Source organism: Nocardia niwae NBRC 108934 = DSM 45340 (assembly GCF_001613465.1).
GTDB lineage: Bacteria > Actinomycetota > Actinomycetes > Mycobacteriales > Mycobacteriaceae > Nocardia > Nocardia niwae.
In genome coordinates, this window is the sequence record NZ_BDCK01000001.1 from 1 (window position 1) to 14,400 (window position 14,400).

Here is a 14,400-nt window from a genome sequence, read left to right on the forward strand (position 1 = left end):
TAATCCACAGTCCCGCCACTCGCGAAATCTGTCGGGGGTGGTGGTGAGGATGGGGGGATGGGGGAATTCGGGGAGGTTTTTCCGGGGAGTTGGGCGGTACGGGCGGGGGTGGTCAGTGCTTGGGAGTTGCGGAAGGATTTCGAGCGGGTTCATCCGGATGTGTACGTCCGGAAGGGGGTTCGGTTGGGGGCGCGGGGGCGCGCGGAAGCGGCCGGGCATTGGGCCAAGGGCTCGGGGATTCTCGTCGGGTTCTCCGCAGCGGCCATGCATGGGACGCTGTGGCTGGACGACAAGCCCGCCGAGATCACGCTGCCCTCACGCGCCCGGCCGCCGAGGCACGTACTCGTCTATCGGGATGCCATTCCGGCCGATGAAGTGTGCACGGTTGGCGGGTTCCGCTGCACCACACCGGCTCGCACCGCATTCGACCTGGTCCGACGACTCGACTTCGGCGAGGCGGTCGAGGTCGTCGACGCCCTCTGCAACGCGACCCGGCTGACCACCGGAGACATCGAGCGGCTGGCCGATCGGCATCCGCGTGCGCGCGGCGCCAAGAGCCTGCGCCGAGCGCTGCCCTATATCGACGGCGGTGCGGAGTCCCTCCAGGAGACGCGCACCCGGCTGTTGCTCCGGCAAGCCGGACTACCGGCGCCGGAAACCCAGATTCGGGTGGCGGGCCCGGACGGCATGACCTTCGCGCGCCTCGACATGGGTTGGCGGAAATGGCGAGTCGCCGTCGAATACGACGGAGCCCACCACTGGACCGACCGCAACCAGCGCGCCTGGGACATCGACCGGACCGCGGCCCTCGAATCCCTCGGCTGGACCCTTATCCGCGTAAGCGCCACCCTCCTGACCCACCGCCCCCACACCATCACCACCCGCGCCCGCGAAGCCCTCCGCCGCCGCGGAGCCGACATCTGACGAGTGGCACACCACGGAGAGGTCTTCTCGCGTTTCGCCGCAACCATGTGCCACTCGTGAAAGCGATCGGCCGGCGGCGCGTGCGAGGGGTTTGCGCGCCGCCGGCCGGTCGTGTGGTGGGCAGGGCAGTTGCCCACTGGTGAGGCTGTCGATGGATTGGTTCGCATCGACGGGGACACTTTTGCGGGTGGAGCTGTGTGCCGGGTGTTGTGAAGCTGAGAGTCGTCTGGGAGAAGGGTCAGGCGAGGTCGGTGGTGCGCAGCGCGGTGGTGAATGCGTGCCATTGGGTGGGTGCGAACGCCAGCGTGGGTGACTCGTCCGGTGCTCCTGGGAACTTGCTGTCCCGCACCAGGACTCGACCGCCGTCGAAGCAGACCTCCAGGCAGGTCTGGCTGTCATTGGAATACGAGGATTTGAACCAACCGGTACTGCTCACCCGTTCGACTGTAATTCAGCAGCAGCCGTCCGGATGAGCGCCAGCGACTCGTCTCTGGGCAGTGCGGTAGATCGTGCCCGCTCGAATACGAAACCCAAGTCGCGGACTCTGGTTTCGTTTCGGCTCTCGTCGTCGACGATGATCTGGCCGAATACCGCCGATTCGTGCCACGCGAGCGTCGGCAACCGCGGACTGACGAAGTCCAGTAGATGGTAGGTGGAACTTGCCGGGACACTGTCTGCTGCGGTGAATGGAATGATTTGCAGTTCGATGTTCTCGGAGTGCGACTCGAGGAGGTCGGCCAGGTGGATCAGTTGACGCCGCAGTACGTCTGGGCCGCCGAATTGCTGCCGGAGCGCCGCCTCGCCGACAACGGCCCGTAACGAAACGGGCCTCTCACCCGTCAGCCGTCGCTGCCGATGCAGTCTCGCTTCGACACGTTGATCTACTTCGATCGCGCGGACGGTCGCCCCGGCCGAAAGCATCAGTGCACGAATGTATTCCTCGCCTTGTAGCAAGCCCGGCATCATGAGGCTTTCATACGTCCGGATGGTTTCGGCGCCCCACTCCATGCCGTAGTAGCGAAGGATGTCCTCACCGAACAGGGCGGAGTATCTGCTCCACCAGCCGCGTCCTCGCGCGGCTACCCGCAGCGCCAGCAGCTCTCGCTGTTCATCGGCATCGATCTCGAGGATGTCCAGCAGTCGTTCCAGCTTGTCCTTCGGAAGCAGGTTGCGCTCGTTCTCGATATGCGACCAGTAGGCGGCCGAGACATCGAGGGCTCTGGTGATCGATGCGGCGCCGATACCCAATTCCAACCGTCGCTGCCGCAGCCGAAGCGCGAGCTCCCAACGCGCAACCGCAGGTGACAGCGCCATGTCAGCACGATACAGCGGAGTATGCCGTGCAAACACTTCCGTAAAGTGACTTGTATAGTTTACGATTCGCGTGTTGCGCATCACAGCGGGGGCTCTGCACGATTCCCTGCTCGGCGGGGATGAAGGGGGATTCGATGTCTGTGCACGTCGTCGACCGGATGTGGATCGTGAGTGATCAGACGCCGCATCAGGCGCGGCGGGTCAGTGACGACGCGTGGGTGGTGTCCTATCTGCGTGGCCGGATGGTGACTACGGAGCAGGCCACGGCGGCTATCCAAGCGGCGGAGATGGTTTCGCTGACGGAGGAGTTGGCGCGCCGGGTCGGGCTCACGGCGCTGGAAGCCGTCGGGCTCGTCGTCCTCGAATCACCCTGGGACACCGAGCCGTTGCGCACTCGGTACCGGTTGCCGCGCCCGGGCGGGCGGCATCGTCGATGATCCTTCCCGTGACGCCCGGCACCGGCCATTCGATCCTGGGGGTTATCGCAGTGGAGCCACTGCCGACCAAAGAACTCGTCCTGCAGGCCTGCCGCACCGCGCCGCCGCGCGCACACCCGATCCTGGAATCCGCCCACCTACTCGCGGGATTGCACCAGCGCCGCCTACGCCGTGAGCCGGGTGGGACGAACGACATCGACCAGCATCGCGCCCGACTCGTGCTCACCATCGATCGCTGGGTCGCCACCGAGACGCCGCCACCGCACGGCGGCGCGCACATGCACACCGAAACGGTGGGCATGGTGGTCGACCGGCTCGCCCAGTTCTCCGCCGGCGCGTACGAAATCCTCGCAGACGCACCGGAATGGGCCGTGCACAACGCCTGGGAGCGCCTTGCCGAACTGGCGCTCGGCTACGAGGATCTCGCCTACGAGGTGGCGGCGGGCGTGCGCCGCCTGCCCTATCTCAGCGGCCCGCGCGAGCAGACGTGACTCAGTCGCCGGCCGGGTCCGGCCAGGCGTTGGCCTCGACCCGGGCGCGCACCCGGGCCACGTCCGCTTCGGACGGCATGTCATTGGTGATCTTGGTGATCATCACTTGGATGTCGGTCTGGTCGAGGTCCGCGCCGCCGGAGCCGGTCAGCTCGGCGGCGATCCGGGCCACTTCTTCGTCGGACAGGCGGCGGCGCAGCAGGGCGAGCAGCGGGATGTAGTCGGCCTCCGGGACGCCGTCGGGGTATCCGGCTCGTAGCCAGCCCATGATCGCGGTGAGGAAGGGGTGCATCGGCGGCGGCTCGGTCAGTCCGAATCGGCAGGCGGATCGGCCAGCGGCCAGCCACCGGCGGCCAGGTGGGAGGCGACGCGTGCGACGTCGCCATCGGCCGGTTGCTCCTTGGCGACCCGGGCGATGGCCTCCTCGATCTCGGCGTGGGTGATCTGGCTGGACGGATTGGACGCGACCAGTTCCTCGGCGATCGCCACCACCTCGTAGTCGGTGAGGTGCCGGTGCAGCACGGCGAACAGGGCCACATAATCCGACTGCGGAACGCCCTGCGGGTAGCCCGCGCGCAGCCAGCCCACGACTTTGCCGAGCAGCTTCGGCCGGACCGGGACCGGTTTCACTGGATCCGTCACGCTGGCACTCCTCACGCCTGGCCGAACAAATGGATGCCGAATCTGGCGGCTATGAACGCTTTCGCGGTGTACAGGATCCCGCCGACGATCGCGACGACGACCAGCCCGAAACACGCCAGCGCGGCGGCGAGCGCGGGATAGTTGCGCCGCACCGCGCCCGTACCCGCGTCGGTCGTCACGGTCGTCGACCAGAACCGCACTCCGATCGCGAAGATCATCGGCAGACCCGCGCCGAGCACGAGCCCGGCCAGGGTGACTTTCCACAGCGAGTTCAGATTCGTGACTAGAGTGTGCACGCTGGTCCTCCTACACCTGAGCCGAGCGGTTGGAGTCCGCCGGCGTGGTCCGGCCGTCCGGTGCGGCAGGGGGCGGATCGGTTCCGTCGCCCGGCCACTCGTTGACGTTGCCGGTGTGCACCGGGTCGCGGCGCGACCGCAGGTACATCAGCGCCGACAGCCCGATCAGGATGCCGAAGACCACCAGCACACCGGCCAGCCCGCCGATGAGGTGGGCGATGGCCCAGCAGATCGCCCCGGCCACGGCGGCCAGCGGCAGCGTGAGCAACCACGCGACCACCATCCGCCCCATCACGGCCCAGCGCACCTCGGCGCCCTTGCCCAGGCCCGTGCCCAGGATGGAGCCGGTCGCGGTCTGCGTGGTGGACAGTGGCAACCCGAAGTGCGCCGAGGTCAGGATGATCGCGGCCGAGGCGGATTCCGCCGCGAGTCCCTGCGGGGAGTCGATCTCGACCAAACCCTTGCCCAGCGTCCGGATGATCCGCCAGCCGCCGAGGTAGGTGCCCGCGGCGATGGCCAGGGCACAGGCGGCCATCACCCACAGCGGCAGCTCGTCGTCCTTGGTGAGCGTGCCGTGCGCCACGAGCGCCAGGAAGATCACGCCCATAGTCTTCTGCGCGTCGTTCGTGCCGTGCGCCAGCGAGACCAGCGAGGCGGAGCCGATCTGCCCCCAGCGGAAGCCCTCGGTGACCTTCTCCTCCTCGGCGGCGCGAGTGATCCGGTACACCAGCCAGGTGCCGATGGCCGAGACCAGCGCGGCGACAACGGGGGCGAGCACCGCGGGCAGGACGATCTTGGTGAGCACGCCGTCGGCCCCGGACGCCCAGATCACCCCGCTCCAGCCGAGCGCGGCCAGCGTCGCCCCGATCAAACCGCCGAACAGGGCGTGCGACGAACTCGACGGCAGACCGAACAGCCAGGTAAGCAGATTCCACAGAATCCCGCCGACCAGACCGGCGAACACGATGACGAGCAGGTCCTGGCCTCCGACGGCATCCAGCCGCACGATGCCCTTCGCCACGGTGGCGGCCACCGCCACCGACAGGAACGCGCCGATGAGATTCAGCACCGCCGAGAGCGCGACCGCCACCCGCGGCCGCAGCGCACCGGTGGCGATGGAGGTCGCCATCGCGTTCGCGGTGTCGTGGAAACCGTTGGTGAAATCGAAGGCGAGTGCTGTGACGATGACGATCAGGAGAACCAGTAATTCGACGGTCACGCCTCCAGTGTGCTGCACCCCCGAACGCGATGGCCATGCCGGTTGCCGGAAGTTCGTCCGGTACGGCTCGGCTAGTCTGTTTCGCCCAGTTCAGCCGGTTCGGGTACAGCGCGGGGCGACCGGACGGCCGGCGAACCGATCATCGATCCACGAGTTCGCGCCGGGGATGCCGCTGAGGCCGACCACGAAGTGTTCGCCGAGATAGACCTGGAAATCCACCGGCGTCCCGGCGCCGCACCAGTCCGCGTAGAGCTTCTCCGCGCCCGCCAGCGGCACCCACGGGTCGTGCGTGCCGTGGTAGAGGAAGACCGGTACCGTCGGCGCGCTCGCCCCCAGCCGATTCGCGTCGAGGATCTCCCTGACCATCGGCAGCTCGGTCGGCGCGGCGGCATGGGTGAGCGCCTGCACCGGAATCGGCGCGACCACGCCGCCGAACTCCTCCGCGACCATGCACAAGTCCTTACCGATCTGGGCCAGTCGCCAACCGTCGTCGTTCATCAGGCCGAGCAGCTCGGGATACTCCCGCGCCAGCCCCAGGGTCGCGGCCAAGAAGACGCCCGACGCGGCGTTGCGGCCGTTCATGGTGGACAGCAGCAGGCCGAAGTCGGCGGGGACACCGCCGAACGCCGCACCCACCAGATTCAGCTCGGGCGCGTATCGCGGGGCCAGTTGCGCTGCCCACCCGCTCGCGATGGCCCCGCCGGAGTAGCCGGTGACCACGGTCGGCGCATCCGGTCGCAAGCCGAATTCCGGCGTGTTCACCACGGCGCGGATCGAGTCGAGCACGGCGTGCCCGGCCATCAGCCCCGCCGCGTACGCCTGCCGCGGGCCCTGATGGTCGGGCACGAGCACGGCATAACCCTTGGACAGCGGAATTTGGGCGGCCCACAGTTCGGCCCACAACTCGTTTCTGAGCTCGTAGGACGGCGCACACCGATGCCCCAGCGAGTCGATCGCGGCATTCAGCGACAGCACCGGGCGTGGCCCAGGCCCTGGCCACGGCGTCCGCGGCACGAGCAGCGTCGCGACCACGGGCACCGGACGATCCTTGGAATCGGTGGACCGGATCAGCAGTTCGGTCGAACGCAACGGCAAGAGGGTCAGGCCGGTGCCGCCTTGCCGGGACGCGAGGATCGTTCCCGGCGGGACACTGTCGAATCCCGGCGGGGGCGTGTAGAACGGATCGCCCAGCGGCGTGGGCAGGATCCCGGAATACTCACGCGACGGGGTGAGGAACTGCTCGATCGGATTCGCCTGAGCCGGCGTGCCGACCGCACTCACCGCCATGGCGCCCAGCAGCGCAACGACAAGCCGGACATACCGCCGGCACCGCAGAGTTCGCATCATCCCACCCACCCGCCGATTCCTTGTCCGGAGGTACGAACCGGCCGGACCACTGCGTTGTGGCGGCCATCCGGAACCTTGCGCTGCCCATACTCGCAGCGGCTCGACCTGCTCGGCGCGCCCGACACGCGCCGCCGCGGGAGCGTGCGCGCTTCACATCACGGCAGTAGCGCGCGAACGGTATCGATCGTGTCCGCGTCGGCCGGTTCTTTGTCGGGGCGATACCGCACCACACGAGCGAACCGCAACGCGACACCGCCGGGGTAGCGCGGGCTGACCTGCACGCCGTCCAAGGCGATCTCGACCACGAGTTCCGGCCACAGATACACCGTGTGCTGATCGCGCGAGCGTTCGTGGCGCGGGAATTCGGTGGTCTGCCATTGCAGCAGGGCGTCGGTGAGCCCTTTGAACGTCTTGCCCACCATCACCTGTTCGCCGGTCTCGGGGTCACGCGCGCCGAGATGCAGGTTCGACAGGTAACCCGTGCGGCGGCCGTAGCCCCACTCCGCGCCCAGCACGACCAGGTCGAGGGTGTGCGTCGGCTTGATCTTCTGCCAGGCCCTGCCTCGCCTGCCCGCCGCGTACGGCGCGGTCAACGACTTGATCATGACGCCCTCGTGGCCCGCGGCCAGCGCGGCGTCGAAGTATTCGGCGGCGGCCTCGGCATCCGGGCGCAGGAGGGCGGGGATGGCGTGCTCGCCCGCCACCTTCGTCAGCGCGGCGCGCCGCTCGGACAGCGGAGCGTCGAGCAGGTCCCGGCCGTCCAGGTGCAGGCAGTCGAAGAAGTACGGATGAAGGAGCAATTCCCGGGTGGAGCTCACCTCGGCGAAGCGGCTCATGGTCTCCTGGAACGGGCGCGGCCGCCCGGCATCGGTGAGCGCGAGCGTCTCGCCGTCCAGCACGACGCTGCCGCAGTCCAGGCCCGCGACCAGCTCGACCAGCTCGGGAACGCCCGCGGTGATCTCGCGCAGCGTCCTGGTGAAGATCCGGACCCGGTCGCCGTCCCGGTGCACCTGGATGCGGGCGCCGTCCAGCTTGTGCTCGACGCTCACCTCGCCCGCGAACTCGATCAGCGCCTCGTCGAGCGTCGCGCCGGGCGAGGCGAGCATGGGCTGGATCGGACGGCCGACTTCGAGCCGGAATTCCGCCAGCGCGGCGGCCCCGCCGGTCAGCGCGGCGACGGCGGTGACCGGCAATCGGCCCGACAGCATGTACGCCCGGCGCACCAGATCCGGCGGCACATCGGCGGCGACCGCCACGGCCTCCGCGACCACGGCGGTGAGCGCTCCCTGGCGCAGTTCCCCGGTGAGCAAGCGCACCAGGAAGCCCTGCTCGTCCGCTGTCGCCGCGGACCACAATGCCGCGAGCAGCTCCTTGCGCCGGGCGGCGGACCCGGCGCCGGAGGTGCCTGCCAGCTCGCTCAACGCGGCGTGCACCGCCGAGACCGTCAGCGTCGCGACCGGTGCGGGCGGGTGGTCGAGCGTGGTGAGCGTGCGCCACCCGGTGCCGATCCGCCCCTGCGGTAGCTCGCCGGACGCCCAGGCGACGACGGGCGCGAGCTCCTCCGGGGCGGCCGCCGTGAGCAGACCGGCCAGCGTGGCGATCTTCGTCTTGCGTGACCTGGTCGCGCGCACGGTCTCCGAGGCCAGGACGACATCCGAGAACAACACCCTGCCGACGGTAGCCGCCGGGTATGACACCTGCCTGCGAGGAGTGCTAATCGGAAATTGGCACGGATGCGAAAGCCGCCATAAGCTGGACGCATGGCCAAGACTTTCGTCGGCGCTCGGTTGCGTCAGCTGCGGACCGAACGCGGGCTGAGCCAGGTCGCGCTGGCCCAGCAGCTGGAGATCTCGGCGAGCTATCTCAACCAGATCGAGCACGACGTGCGCCCGCTCACCGTCCCGGTCCTGCTCAAGATCAGCGACGTGTTCGGCGTCGACACGACCTTCTTCTCCGCGCAGGACGACACCCGGCTCATCGCGGAACTGCAGGAAGTCGTGATGGACGAGGAGCTGGGCATCGAGGCCGACGCCCAGGAGATCGCGGATATGGTCTCGGCGCACCCGAGCATGGCTCGCGCACTGGTCAACATGCACAACCGCTACCGCAACACCTCCGCCCAGCTGGCCGCGGCCACCGAGGACCGGTTCGCCGACGGCGCCGGCAGCGGCGCCATCAGCAAGCCGCACGAGGAAGTGCGCGACTACTTCTACCAGCGCCAGAACTACATCCACGAGCTGGACACCGCCGCCGAGGACCTCACCGCCCGCATCCGTTTCCACGGCGGCGACGTGAACACCGAGATCGCCAGGATGCTGCGCGGCCACGACGTCCGGATCACCGAGCGCATCGATCTCGGTGAGGGCGTGCTGCACCGCTACGATCCGCAGACCCGCAATCTGGAGATCGCGCCGCATCTGTCCGGCGGGCAGCGGACCTTCAAACTGGCCGCCGAGCTGGCCTACTTCGAGTGCGGCGAGCTGCTGGAGAAGTTGGTCGAGGAGGGCAACTTCGCGTCCGAGGACGCCCGCAAACTGGCGATGCTCGGGCTGGCCAACTACTTCGCCGCGGCGACGGTGCTGCCGTACACGCAGTTCCACGAGGTCGCCGAGGATTTCCGCTACGACATCGAACGGTTGTCGGCGTTCTTCACGCAGAGTTACGAGACCATCTGCCACCGGCTCTCCACGCTACAACGACCGTCGCTGCGCGGCGTACCGTTCTCGTTCGTGCGGGTCGACCGGGCGGGCAACATGTCCAAACGCCAGTCCGCCACCGGTTTCCACTTCTCCTCCAGCGGCGGGACGTGCCCGCTGTGGAATGTGTACGAGACCTTCGCCTACCCGGGCAAGATCATGACGCAGATCGCGCAGATGCCCGACGGCCGCAAATACCTTTGGGTGGCCCGCACGGTCGAACGCCGGGCTACCCGTTTCGGGCAGCCCAGCAAGACCTTCGCCATCGGCCTCGGCTGCGAGCTGCGGCACGCCGCCCGGGTGATCTACGCCGACGGCATCGATCTCGACGAAGTGCAGCCGACGCCGATCGGTGCGGGCTGCCGGGTCTGCGAACGCGCCAACTGCCCGCAGCGCGCGTTCCCCCCGCTGGGCAAGGTGCTCGACATCAGCGAACACCGCAGCTCGGTTTCGCCGTACGTGCTGAAGTAGCTTGTCGCCATGGCCGGGCGCGGGCAGCCGCGGTCGCGATGCTGCGCGAGGTGGCCCGGGAATACCACGGCGTGGAGATCGAGGTGGCCTGGGACGGCCGGGAACAATTGAGCGGCAAGGTGACTGCGGTGCGTAGCTGCTCCTGACATCCGTCCGGCCGGTCCCGCGTCAGCGAGACCGGCCGGACATCATGGTCAGGCGGCTTGCGCCCGGCGTTGCATACGGAGACCGACCACCGTCATACCGAGCGCTGCGACGAGCAGCAGCGCCAGCGTCCAGGCCAGAGCCGCGAAGCCGTGCGGCGCGGCGGCGGCCGCGACCAGCGGGCCGATGGTCGCGCCCACATAGAAGCTGAACATCGCGACCGACATGGCGGCGGCGCGGGATTCGCCGCCCAGTTCGCCCGCGCTCTGCAGCACGGCCGGTGCGATGATGCCCAGCCCGCCGACCAGAACGGCCAGCAGGACGGCCAGCACGAACGGGTGGGCGCCCTCGAAGGTCGCGATCACCATCGCGGTCGCGGCGATGAGCACGCCCAGCACGATCTGACCGTGCTTGGACAGCCTGGCGAGCGGCACTGCGAGCAGCGGAAGCGCGACCATCACCGGCAGCGCGCCCGCACGAAGCGCGAGCAGTTCACCCGAACCCCGGACCACCCCGGTCAGTTCCAGACCGGTGTACACCCCGACCATCACCGCCATGCTCATCGCGCCCGCGACAAGCATCGGCACCAGCGCCCGGATGCGCAGCACGGCGGGAATCGCGGCGTAGCTGTGCCGCAGCGGCTTGTCCCGTCCGGTGGGCGCGTCGGCCAGCAGCGCGGAACGCAAGACCCACGCGAGCACGGCGAAGGCGAGCGCGGAGGCGATGAAGACCGTGCGCCACGGGAACGCGCCGACCATCCACTGGGACACGATCTGGGCGACCACCGTTGCCGCGAGGAACGAGGTGGCCACCGACATGGTGGCCACGGCACGGTGCGCAGGCGCGATGCGCGTCGCCACGTAGGCCATGATCGCCGGGGGAATCGAGCCGACCGCCAGACCCTGGGCTACGCGCAGGCCGACGGCCAGCGGCGCACTGAACGCCAATCCGGTCAATAGTGTGACCACTGCCGCCACCAGCATCCCGGTGACCAGCACCCGGCGGTGACCGTAGCGATCCGACAGCGGGCCGAAGAGGACGAAGCCACCGGCGTATCCGAAGGCGAAGGCGCTGATGATCCAGGTCATCGCCGCCGAGCCGACGCCCCAGTCGGCCCGCATGACGGTGAAAAGCGGGATGGGAACGTACATCTGGCCGGTGGCCAGCAGTGCTGCCAGAACGAAGAAGGGCAGGGTGCGCCCGGTGTGGGCACGCGACGACGTGTCGCGGATGCGCGTCCGGGCCGGAGCCACGGACTGGAAGGTGGGCATTGCCATGGAACGAAGGTAGGCCCGGGGAGCTTGGATTGTCAACCAAATAGTTGGTTTAATGAAATGGTAAAGTGTCCGTCATGACCGCCACCATGAAACGCAGTGACGCGACCAGGCAGGCCCTGTTGCGCGCCGCCCGCGACGAATTCGCGCAGCACGGGCTGGCCGGCGCGCGGGTCGACCGGATCGCGGAGGCGGCGGGCGTCAACAAGGAGCGCATCTACGGGCTGTTCGGCAGCAAGGACAAGCTGTTCGACGTCATCCTGATCGAGACGCTGCGCGAGTTCATCGAGGTGGTGCAGCCGCTGGCCGACACCGAACCCGGCGCGTATGTCGGCAAGTTGTACGACTATCACCGGGACAATCCCCAGTTGCTGCGCCTGATGCTCTGGGAAGCACTGCATCGCGGCGCCGACGCGCACGACATCGACGGCTGGCGCGCCGCCCACTATGTGCGCAAATTCGACCGCGCCCAAGAGCAGTTCGACGTGGGTTCCGCCGACGCGGGCCGCCTGCTGCTGGCCCTGTGCGGTCTGGCCAACTGGTCACTGGCGGTGCCGCAGACCACCAAACTGCTGCTCGGCGAGGCCGCCGCGGAGGACAGGGACGCCACTCGGGCGTTCCTGATGGATTTCGCCAGAGCGGCGATGCGCCGCGACGCCGCTCCCGATGAACGGGAAGCGCGCCTCCCGGAGGTCGAACTGGTCAATGACTTGACCACGAAGGGCGAGCCGTCCGGAGTCGACCGCGCCGCCCAGCGACTCCGCGACGCCCAAGCCGCCGCCGACGCCGCCCGCGAAGAACTCGGCACCGCCCTGCGCGCCGCCCACGCGGCAGGCGCGAGTGCCAACCACCTGGCCCGCCAGGTCTCAGGCACCCTATCCCGTCCGGTAGTGCTCAAACTTCTATCCCAGCCGGGGACCTGACGACCGCCCACCATCCCGCTGCGATCGCTCCCACCCGCCGAACCACAGCCCGTGGTGCGCGAAGTTCGGTCCGGCCCCAGCGCCCACCTGCTGTCCACCACGCCGCGATCGACATCACCCGCCCCATGCCATGGCCCGGCAGTCAGAACGCAGCCTCGTCCAAGTTCATGATGTCGTTGTCGAGCGCGGCGATGATCCCGCGAACCGCGGTCAGGGTGGGCAGCACGTTCTTGGCGAAGAAGCCGGCGACGGCGACCTTTCCGGCGTAGAAGGCGCGATCCTTCTCCGAGGCGTCGGCGGCCAGGGCGGCGGCCGCGATCTCCGCCTGTACCAGCAGCCGCCAGCCGATGAGCAGGTCGCCGACCGCGAGCAGGAAGCGCACCGAACCCAGGCCGACCTTGTACAGTTCGGCGGGCTCCTGCTGGGCGGCCATCAGGTAACCGGTGAGCGTGGCGGCCATCGCCTGCACGTCCTCCGCGGCCGTGCGCAGCAATTCGCGCTCGGCGCCGAACCGGCCGGTCTTCGCGTCCAGGAACGCCGCGATCCGCGCGTTGAGGTGGCCGAGCGCCACGCCCTGATCGCGAATGATCTTGCGGAAGAAGAAGTCCTGCGCCTGGATGGCGGTGGTGCCCTCGTAGAGCGAGTCGATCTTCGCGTCCCGGATGTACTGCTCGATCGGGTAGTCCTGCAGATAGCCGGAACCGCCCAGGGTCTGCAACGACTCGGTCAGGTACTGGTAGGCCCGCTCGGAGCCCACGCCCTTGACGATCGGCAGCAGCAGGTCGTCCACCCGGTGCGCCAGCTCCGGGTCGGCGCCCGAGACGAGTTGCGCCACATCAGCGTTCTGATGTGCGGCAGTGTAGAGGTAGACCGCGCGCAGGCCTTCCGCGTACGCCTTCTGCATGGCCAGCGAACGACGCACGTCCGGATGCCGAACGATGGTCACGCGCGGCGCGGCCTTGTCGGTCATCTTGGTCAGATCCGCGCCCTGCACCCGTTCCTTGGCGAAATCGAGCGCGTTGAGGTAACCGGTCGACAAGGTGCCGGAGGATTTGACGCCGACCATCATGCGGGCGTTCTCGATCACCTGGAACATCTGCGCGATGCCGTTGTGCACCTCGCCGACCAGCCAGCCCTTGGCCGGGGTGCCGTGGCCGCCGAACGTCAGCTCGCAGGTGGGCGAGGACTTCAGGCCCATCTTGTGCTCGACCCCGGTGACGTACACGCCGTTGCGCTCGCCGAGTTCCAAGGTCTCGTGGTCGAACAGGAACTTCGGCACGTAGAACAGCGACAGCCCCTTGGTGCCCGGTCCGGCGCCCTCCGGCCGGGCCAGCACCAGATGGAAGACGTTCTCCGCGGTGTCCCCGACCTCCGCGCCGGAGATGAACCGCTTGACGCCCTCGATATGCCAGGAGCCGTCCTCCTGGCGGATCGCCTTGGTGCGGCCCGCGCCCACGTCGGAACCGGCGTCGGGCTCGGTGAGCACCATGGTGCCCTGCCAGCCCTTGTCGAAGCCGAGCGTGGCCCAATGCCGCTGCTGCTCGGTGCCCACGTTGTACAGCACGGCCGCCATGACCGGGCCCATGTTGAAGAACGACGCCGACGGATTGGCGCAGGTGAGCATCTCGGCGACCGCCCAGACCAGCGCCGCCGGCGCCGGGGTCCCGCCCATGCCCTCCGGCATGCCGAGCCTGCTCCAGCCCGCCTCGCGCACCGCGGCGACGGTCTTGCGCAGCGGCTCCGGAACGGCGATCGAGAAGGTGGCCGCGTCGTAGGCGACCGGATCGCGGTCGGCCGCGGCGAAGGAGTCCGCCACCGGCCCCTCGGCGAGCCGCTGGACCTCCGCCAAGATCTCCCGGACGGTGTCGGAATCGAGGTCTCCGTAGGCGCCGGTGTCGAGGAGCTTGTCCAGTTCGAGTACCTCGAACAGGTTGAATTCGATATCCCGCAGGTTCGCCTTGTAGTGGCCCACCTTGTCCTCCTCGACTCGGTCCGCGGTTCGCCGCCGCGGCATGTGGGACGGTTCAGACGTCGTACGAGTCGAAGCGTGCCGCATCGCGGCGACGCTACGCAACCGTAGCCAGATCCACCCTGGCCAGCGCGTTTGCCAGAACCTCACAACCGTTCACCGCACGTTTACGGAAAACGTTCACACGAGTGAAACAGACGAAACGGACTTGTCATCGAGAGATATTCCGGCGCAACAACTCCTGTCTACCGTT

15 protein-coding genes are annotated in these 14,400 nt (G+C 68.4%); 5 read left to right on the forward strand and 10 right to left on the reverse strand.

What is annotated here, in order from left to right; translation table 11 throughout:
- Positions 1 to 183: 183 nt before the first annotated feature.
- Entirely contained in the window at positions 184 to 924 is a 741-nt protein-coding gene (locus NNI01S_RS00005) for a type IV toxin-antitoxin system AbiEi family antitoxin (RefSeq protein WP_245675915.1), read from the forward strand.
- Between the two features lie 238 nt (positions 925 to 1,162).
- Here NNI01S_RS00005 and NNI01S_RS00010 read toward each other — a convergent pair whose 3' ends face one another.
- Together NNI01S_RS00010 and NNI01S_RS00015 are read right to left on the reverse strand one after the other, a co-directional pair.
- The gene (locus tag NNI01S_RS00010; RefSeq protein ID WP_063016128.1) at positions 1,163 to 1,360 is read right to left on the reverse strand and encodes a DUF397 domain-containing protein; all 198 of its coding nucleotides are present in this window, start codon (positions 1,358 to 1,360) and stop codon (positions 1,163 to 1,165) included.
- Positions 1,357 to 2,238 (reverse strand): DUF5753 domain-containing protein, encoded by an 882-nt coding sequence (locus NNI01S_RS00015; RefSeq protein ID WP_063016129.1) that lies wholly within the window; start codon positions 2,236 to 2,238, stop codon positions 1,357 to 1,359. The genes NNI01S_RS00010 and NNI01S_RS00015 overlap by 4 nt, the downstream gene beginning before the upstream one ends.
- A gap of 134 nt (positions 2,239 to 2,372) precedes the next feature.
- Here NNI01S_RS00015 and NNI01S_RS00020 point away from each other — a divergent pair, with 134 nt between their 5' ends.
- Together NNI01S_RS00020 and NNI01S_RS00025 are read left to right on the forward strand one after the other, a co-directional pair.
- Positions 2,373 to 2,675, forward strand: a complete 303-nt coding sequence (locus NNI01S_RS00020; protein WP_063016286.1) for a hypothetical protein — start codon at positions 2,373 to 2,375, stop codon at positions 2,673 to 2,675.
- A gap of 8 nt (positions 2,676 to 2,683) precedes the next feature.
- Positions 2,684 to 3,166 carry a DUF4254 domain-containing protein gene (locus NNI01S_RS00025; protein ID WP_245675916.1) on the forward strand — a complete coding sequence of 161 codons (483 nt, stop codon included), beginning with the start codon at positions 2,684 to 2,686 and terminating at the stop codon, positions 3,164 to 3,166.
- Between the two features lies 1 nt (position 3,167).
- On the opposite strand, the gene NNI01S_RS00030 is transcribed toward NNI01S_RS00025, so the two are convergent.
- The 6 genes from NNI01S_RS00030 to NNI01S_RS00055 form a co-directional block, all read right to left on the reverse strand.
- Positions 3,168 to 3,458: a DUF3349 domain-containing protein gene (locus tag NNI01S_RS00030; RefSeq protein WP_063016132.1), complete on the reverse strand. Its 291-nt coding sequence runs from the start codon at positions 3,456 to 3,458 to the stop codon at positions 3,168 to 3,170.
- A gap of 14 nt (positions 3,459 to 3,472) precedes the next feature.
- Positions 3,473 to 3,808 (reverse strand): DUF3349 domain-containing protein, encoded by a 336-nt coding sequence (locus NNI01S_RS00035; protein WP_063016134.1) that lies wholly within the window; start codon positions 3,806 to 3,808, stop codon positions 3,473 to 3,475.
- Between the two features lie 11 nt (positions 3,809 to 3,819).
- On the reverse strand, positions 3,820 to 4,104 hold the full coding sequence (locus NNI01S_RS00040) for a hypothetical protein (protein WP_063016136.1): 285 nt from the start codon (positions 4,102 to 4,104) through the stop codon (positions 3,820 to 3,822).
- 10 nt (positions 4,105 to 4,114) lie between these two features.
- Positions 4,115 to 5,323, reverse strand: coding sequence for an inorganic phosphate transporter (locus NNI01S_RS00045; RefSeq protein ID WP_063016138.1), 1,209 nt, complete (start codon positions 5,321 to 5,323; stop codon positions 4,115 to 4,117).
- A gap of 90 nt (positions 5,324 to 5,413) precedes the next feature.
- Positions 5,414 to 6,670 (reverse strand): lipase family protein, encoded by a 1,257-nt coding sequence (locus tag NNI01S_RS00050; protein WP_063016140.1) that lies wholly within the window; start codon positions 6,668 to 6,670, stop codon positions 5,414 to 5,416.
- 155 nt (positions 6,671 to 6,825) lie between these two features.
- Positions 6,826 to 8,337: an ATP-dependent DNA ligase gene (locus tag NNI01S_RS00055; protein ID WP_063016290.1), complete on the reverse strand. Its 1,512-nt coding sequence runs from the start codon at positions 8,335 to 8,337 to the stop codon at positions 6,826 to 6,828.
- A 93-nt stretch (positions 8,338 to 8,430) separates the two neighbouring features.
- Between NNI01S_RS00055 and ramB the strand changes: the two genes are divergently transcribed.
- Positions 8,431 to 9,837 carry an acetate metabolism transcriptional regulator RamB gene (gene ramB, locus NNI01S_RS00060; RefSeq protein ID WP_063016142.1) on the forward strand — a complete coding sequence of 469 codons (1,407 nt, stop codon included), beginning with the start codon at positions 8,431 to 8,433 and terminating at the stop codon, positions 9,835 to 9,837.
- A 194-nt stretch (positions 9,838 to 10,031) separates the two neighbouring features.
- Here ramB and NNI01S_RS00065 read toward each other — a convergent pair whose 3' ends face one another.
- The gene (locus tag NNI01S_RS00065) at positions 10,032 to 11,258 is read right to left on the reverse strand and encodes an MFS transporter (protein WP_063016144.1); all 1,227 of its coding nucleotides are present in this window, start codon (positions 11,256 to 11,258) and stop codon (positions 10,032 to 10,034) included.
- 74 nt (positions 11,259 to 11,332) lie between these two features.
- Between NNI01S_RS00065 and NNI01S_RS00070 the strand changes: the two genes are divergently transcribed.
- Positions 11,333 to 12,178: a TetR/AcrR family transcriptional regulator gene (locus NNI01S_RS00070; protein ID WP_245675917.1), complete on the forward strand. Its 846-nt coding sequence runs from the start codon at positions 11,333 to 11,335 to the stop codon at positions 12,176 to 12,178.
- Between the two features lie 142 nt (positions 12,179 to 12,320).
- Here the strand turns inward: NNI01S_RS00070 and NNI01S_RS00075 are convergent, their stop codons facing one another.
- Positions 12,321 to 14,150 (reverse strand): acyl-CoA dehydrogenase, encoded by a 1,830-nt coding sequence (locus NNI01S_RS00075; RefSeq protein WP_063016294.1) that lies wholly within the window; start codon positions 14,148 to 14,150, stop codon positions 12,321 to 12,323.
- Positions 14,151 to 14,400 lie beyond the last annotated feature (250 nt).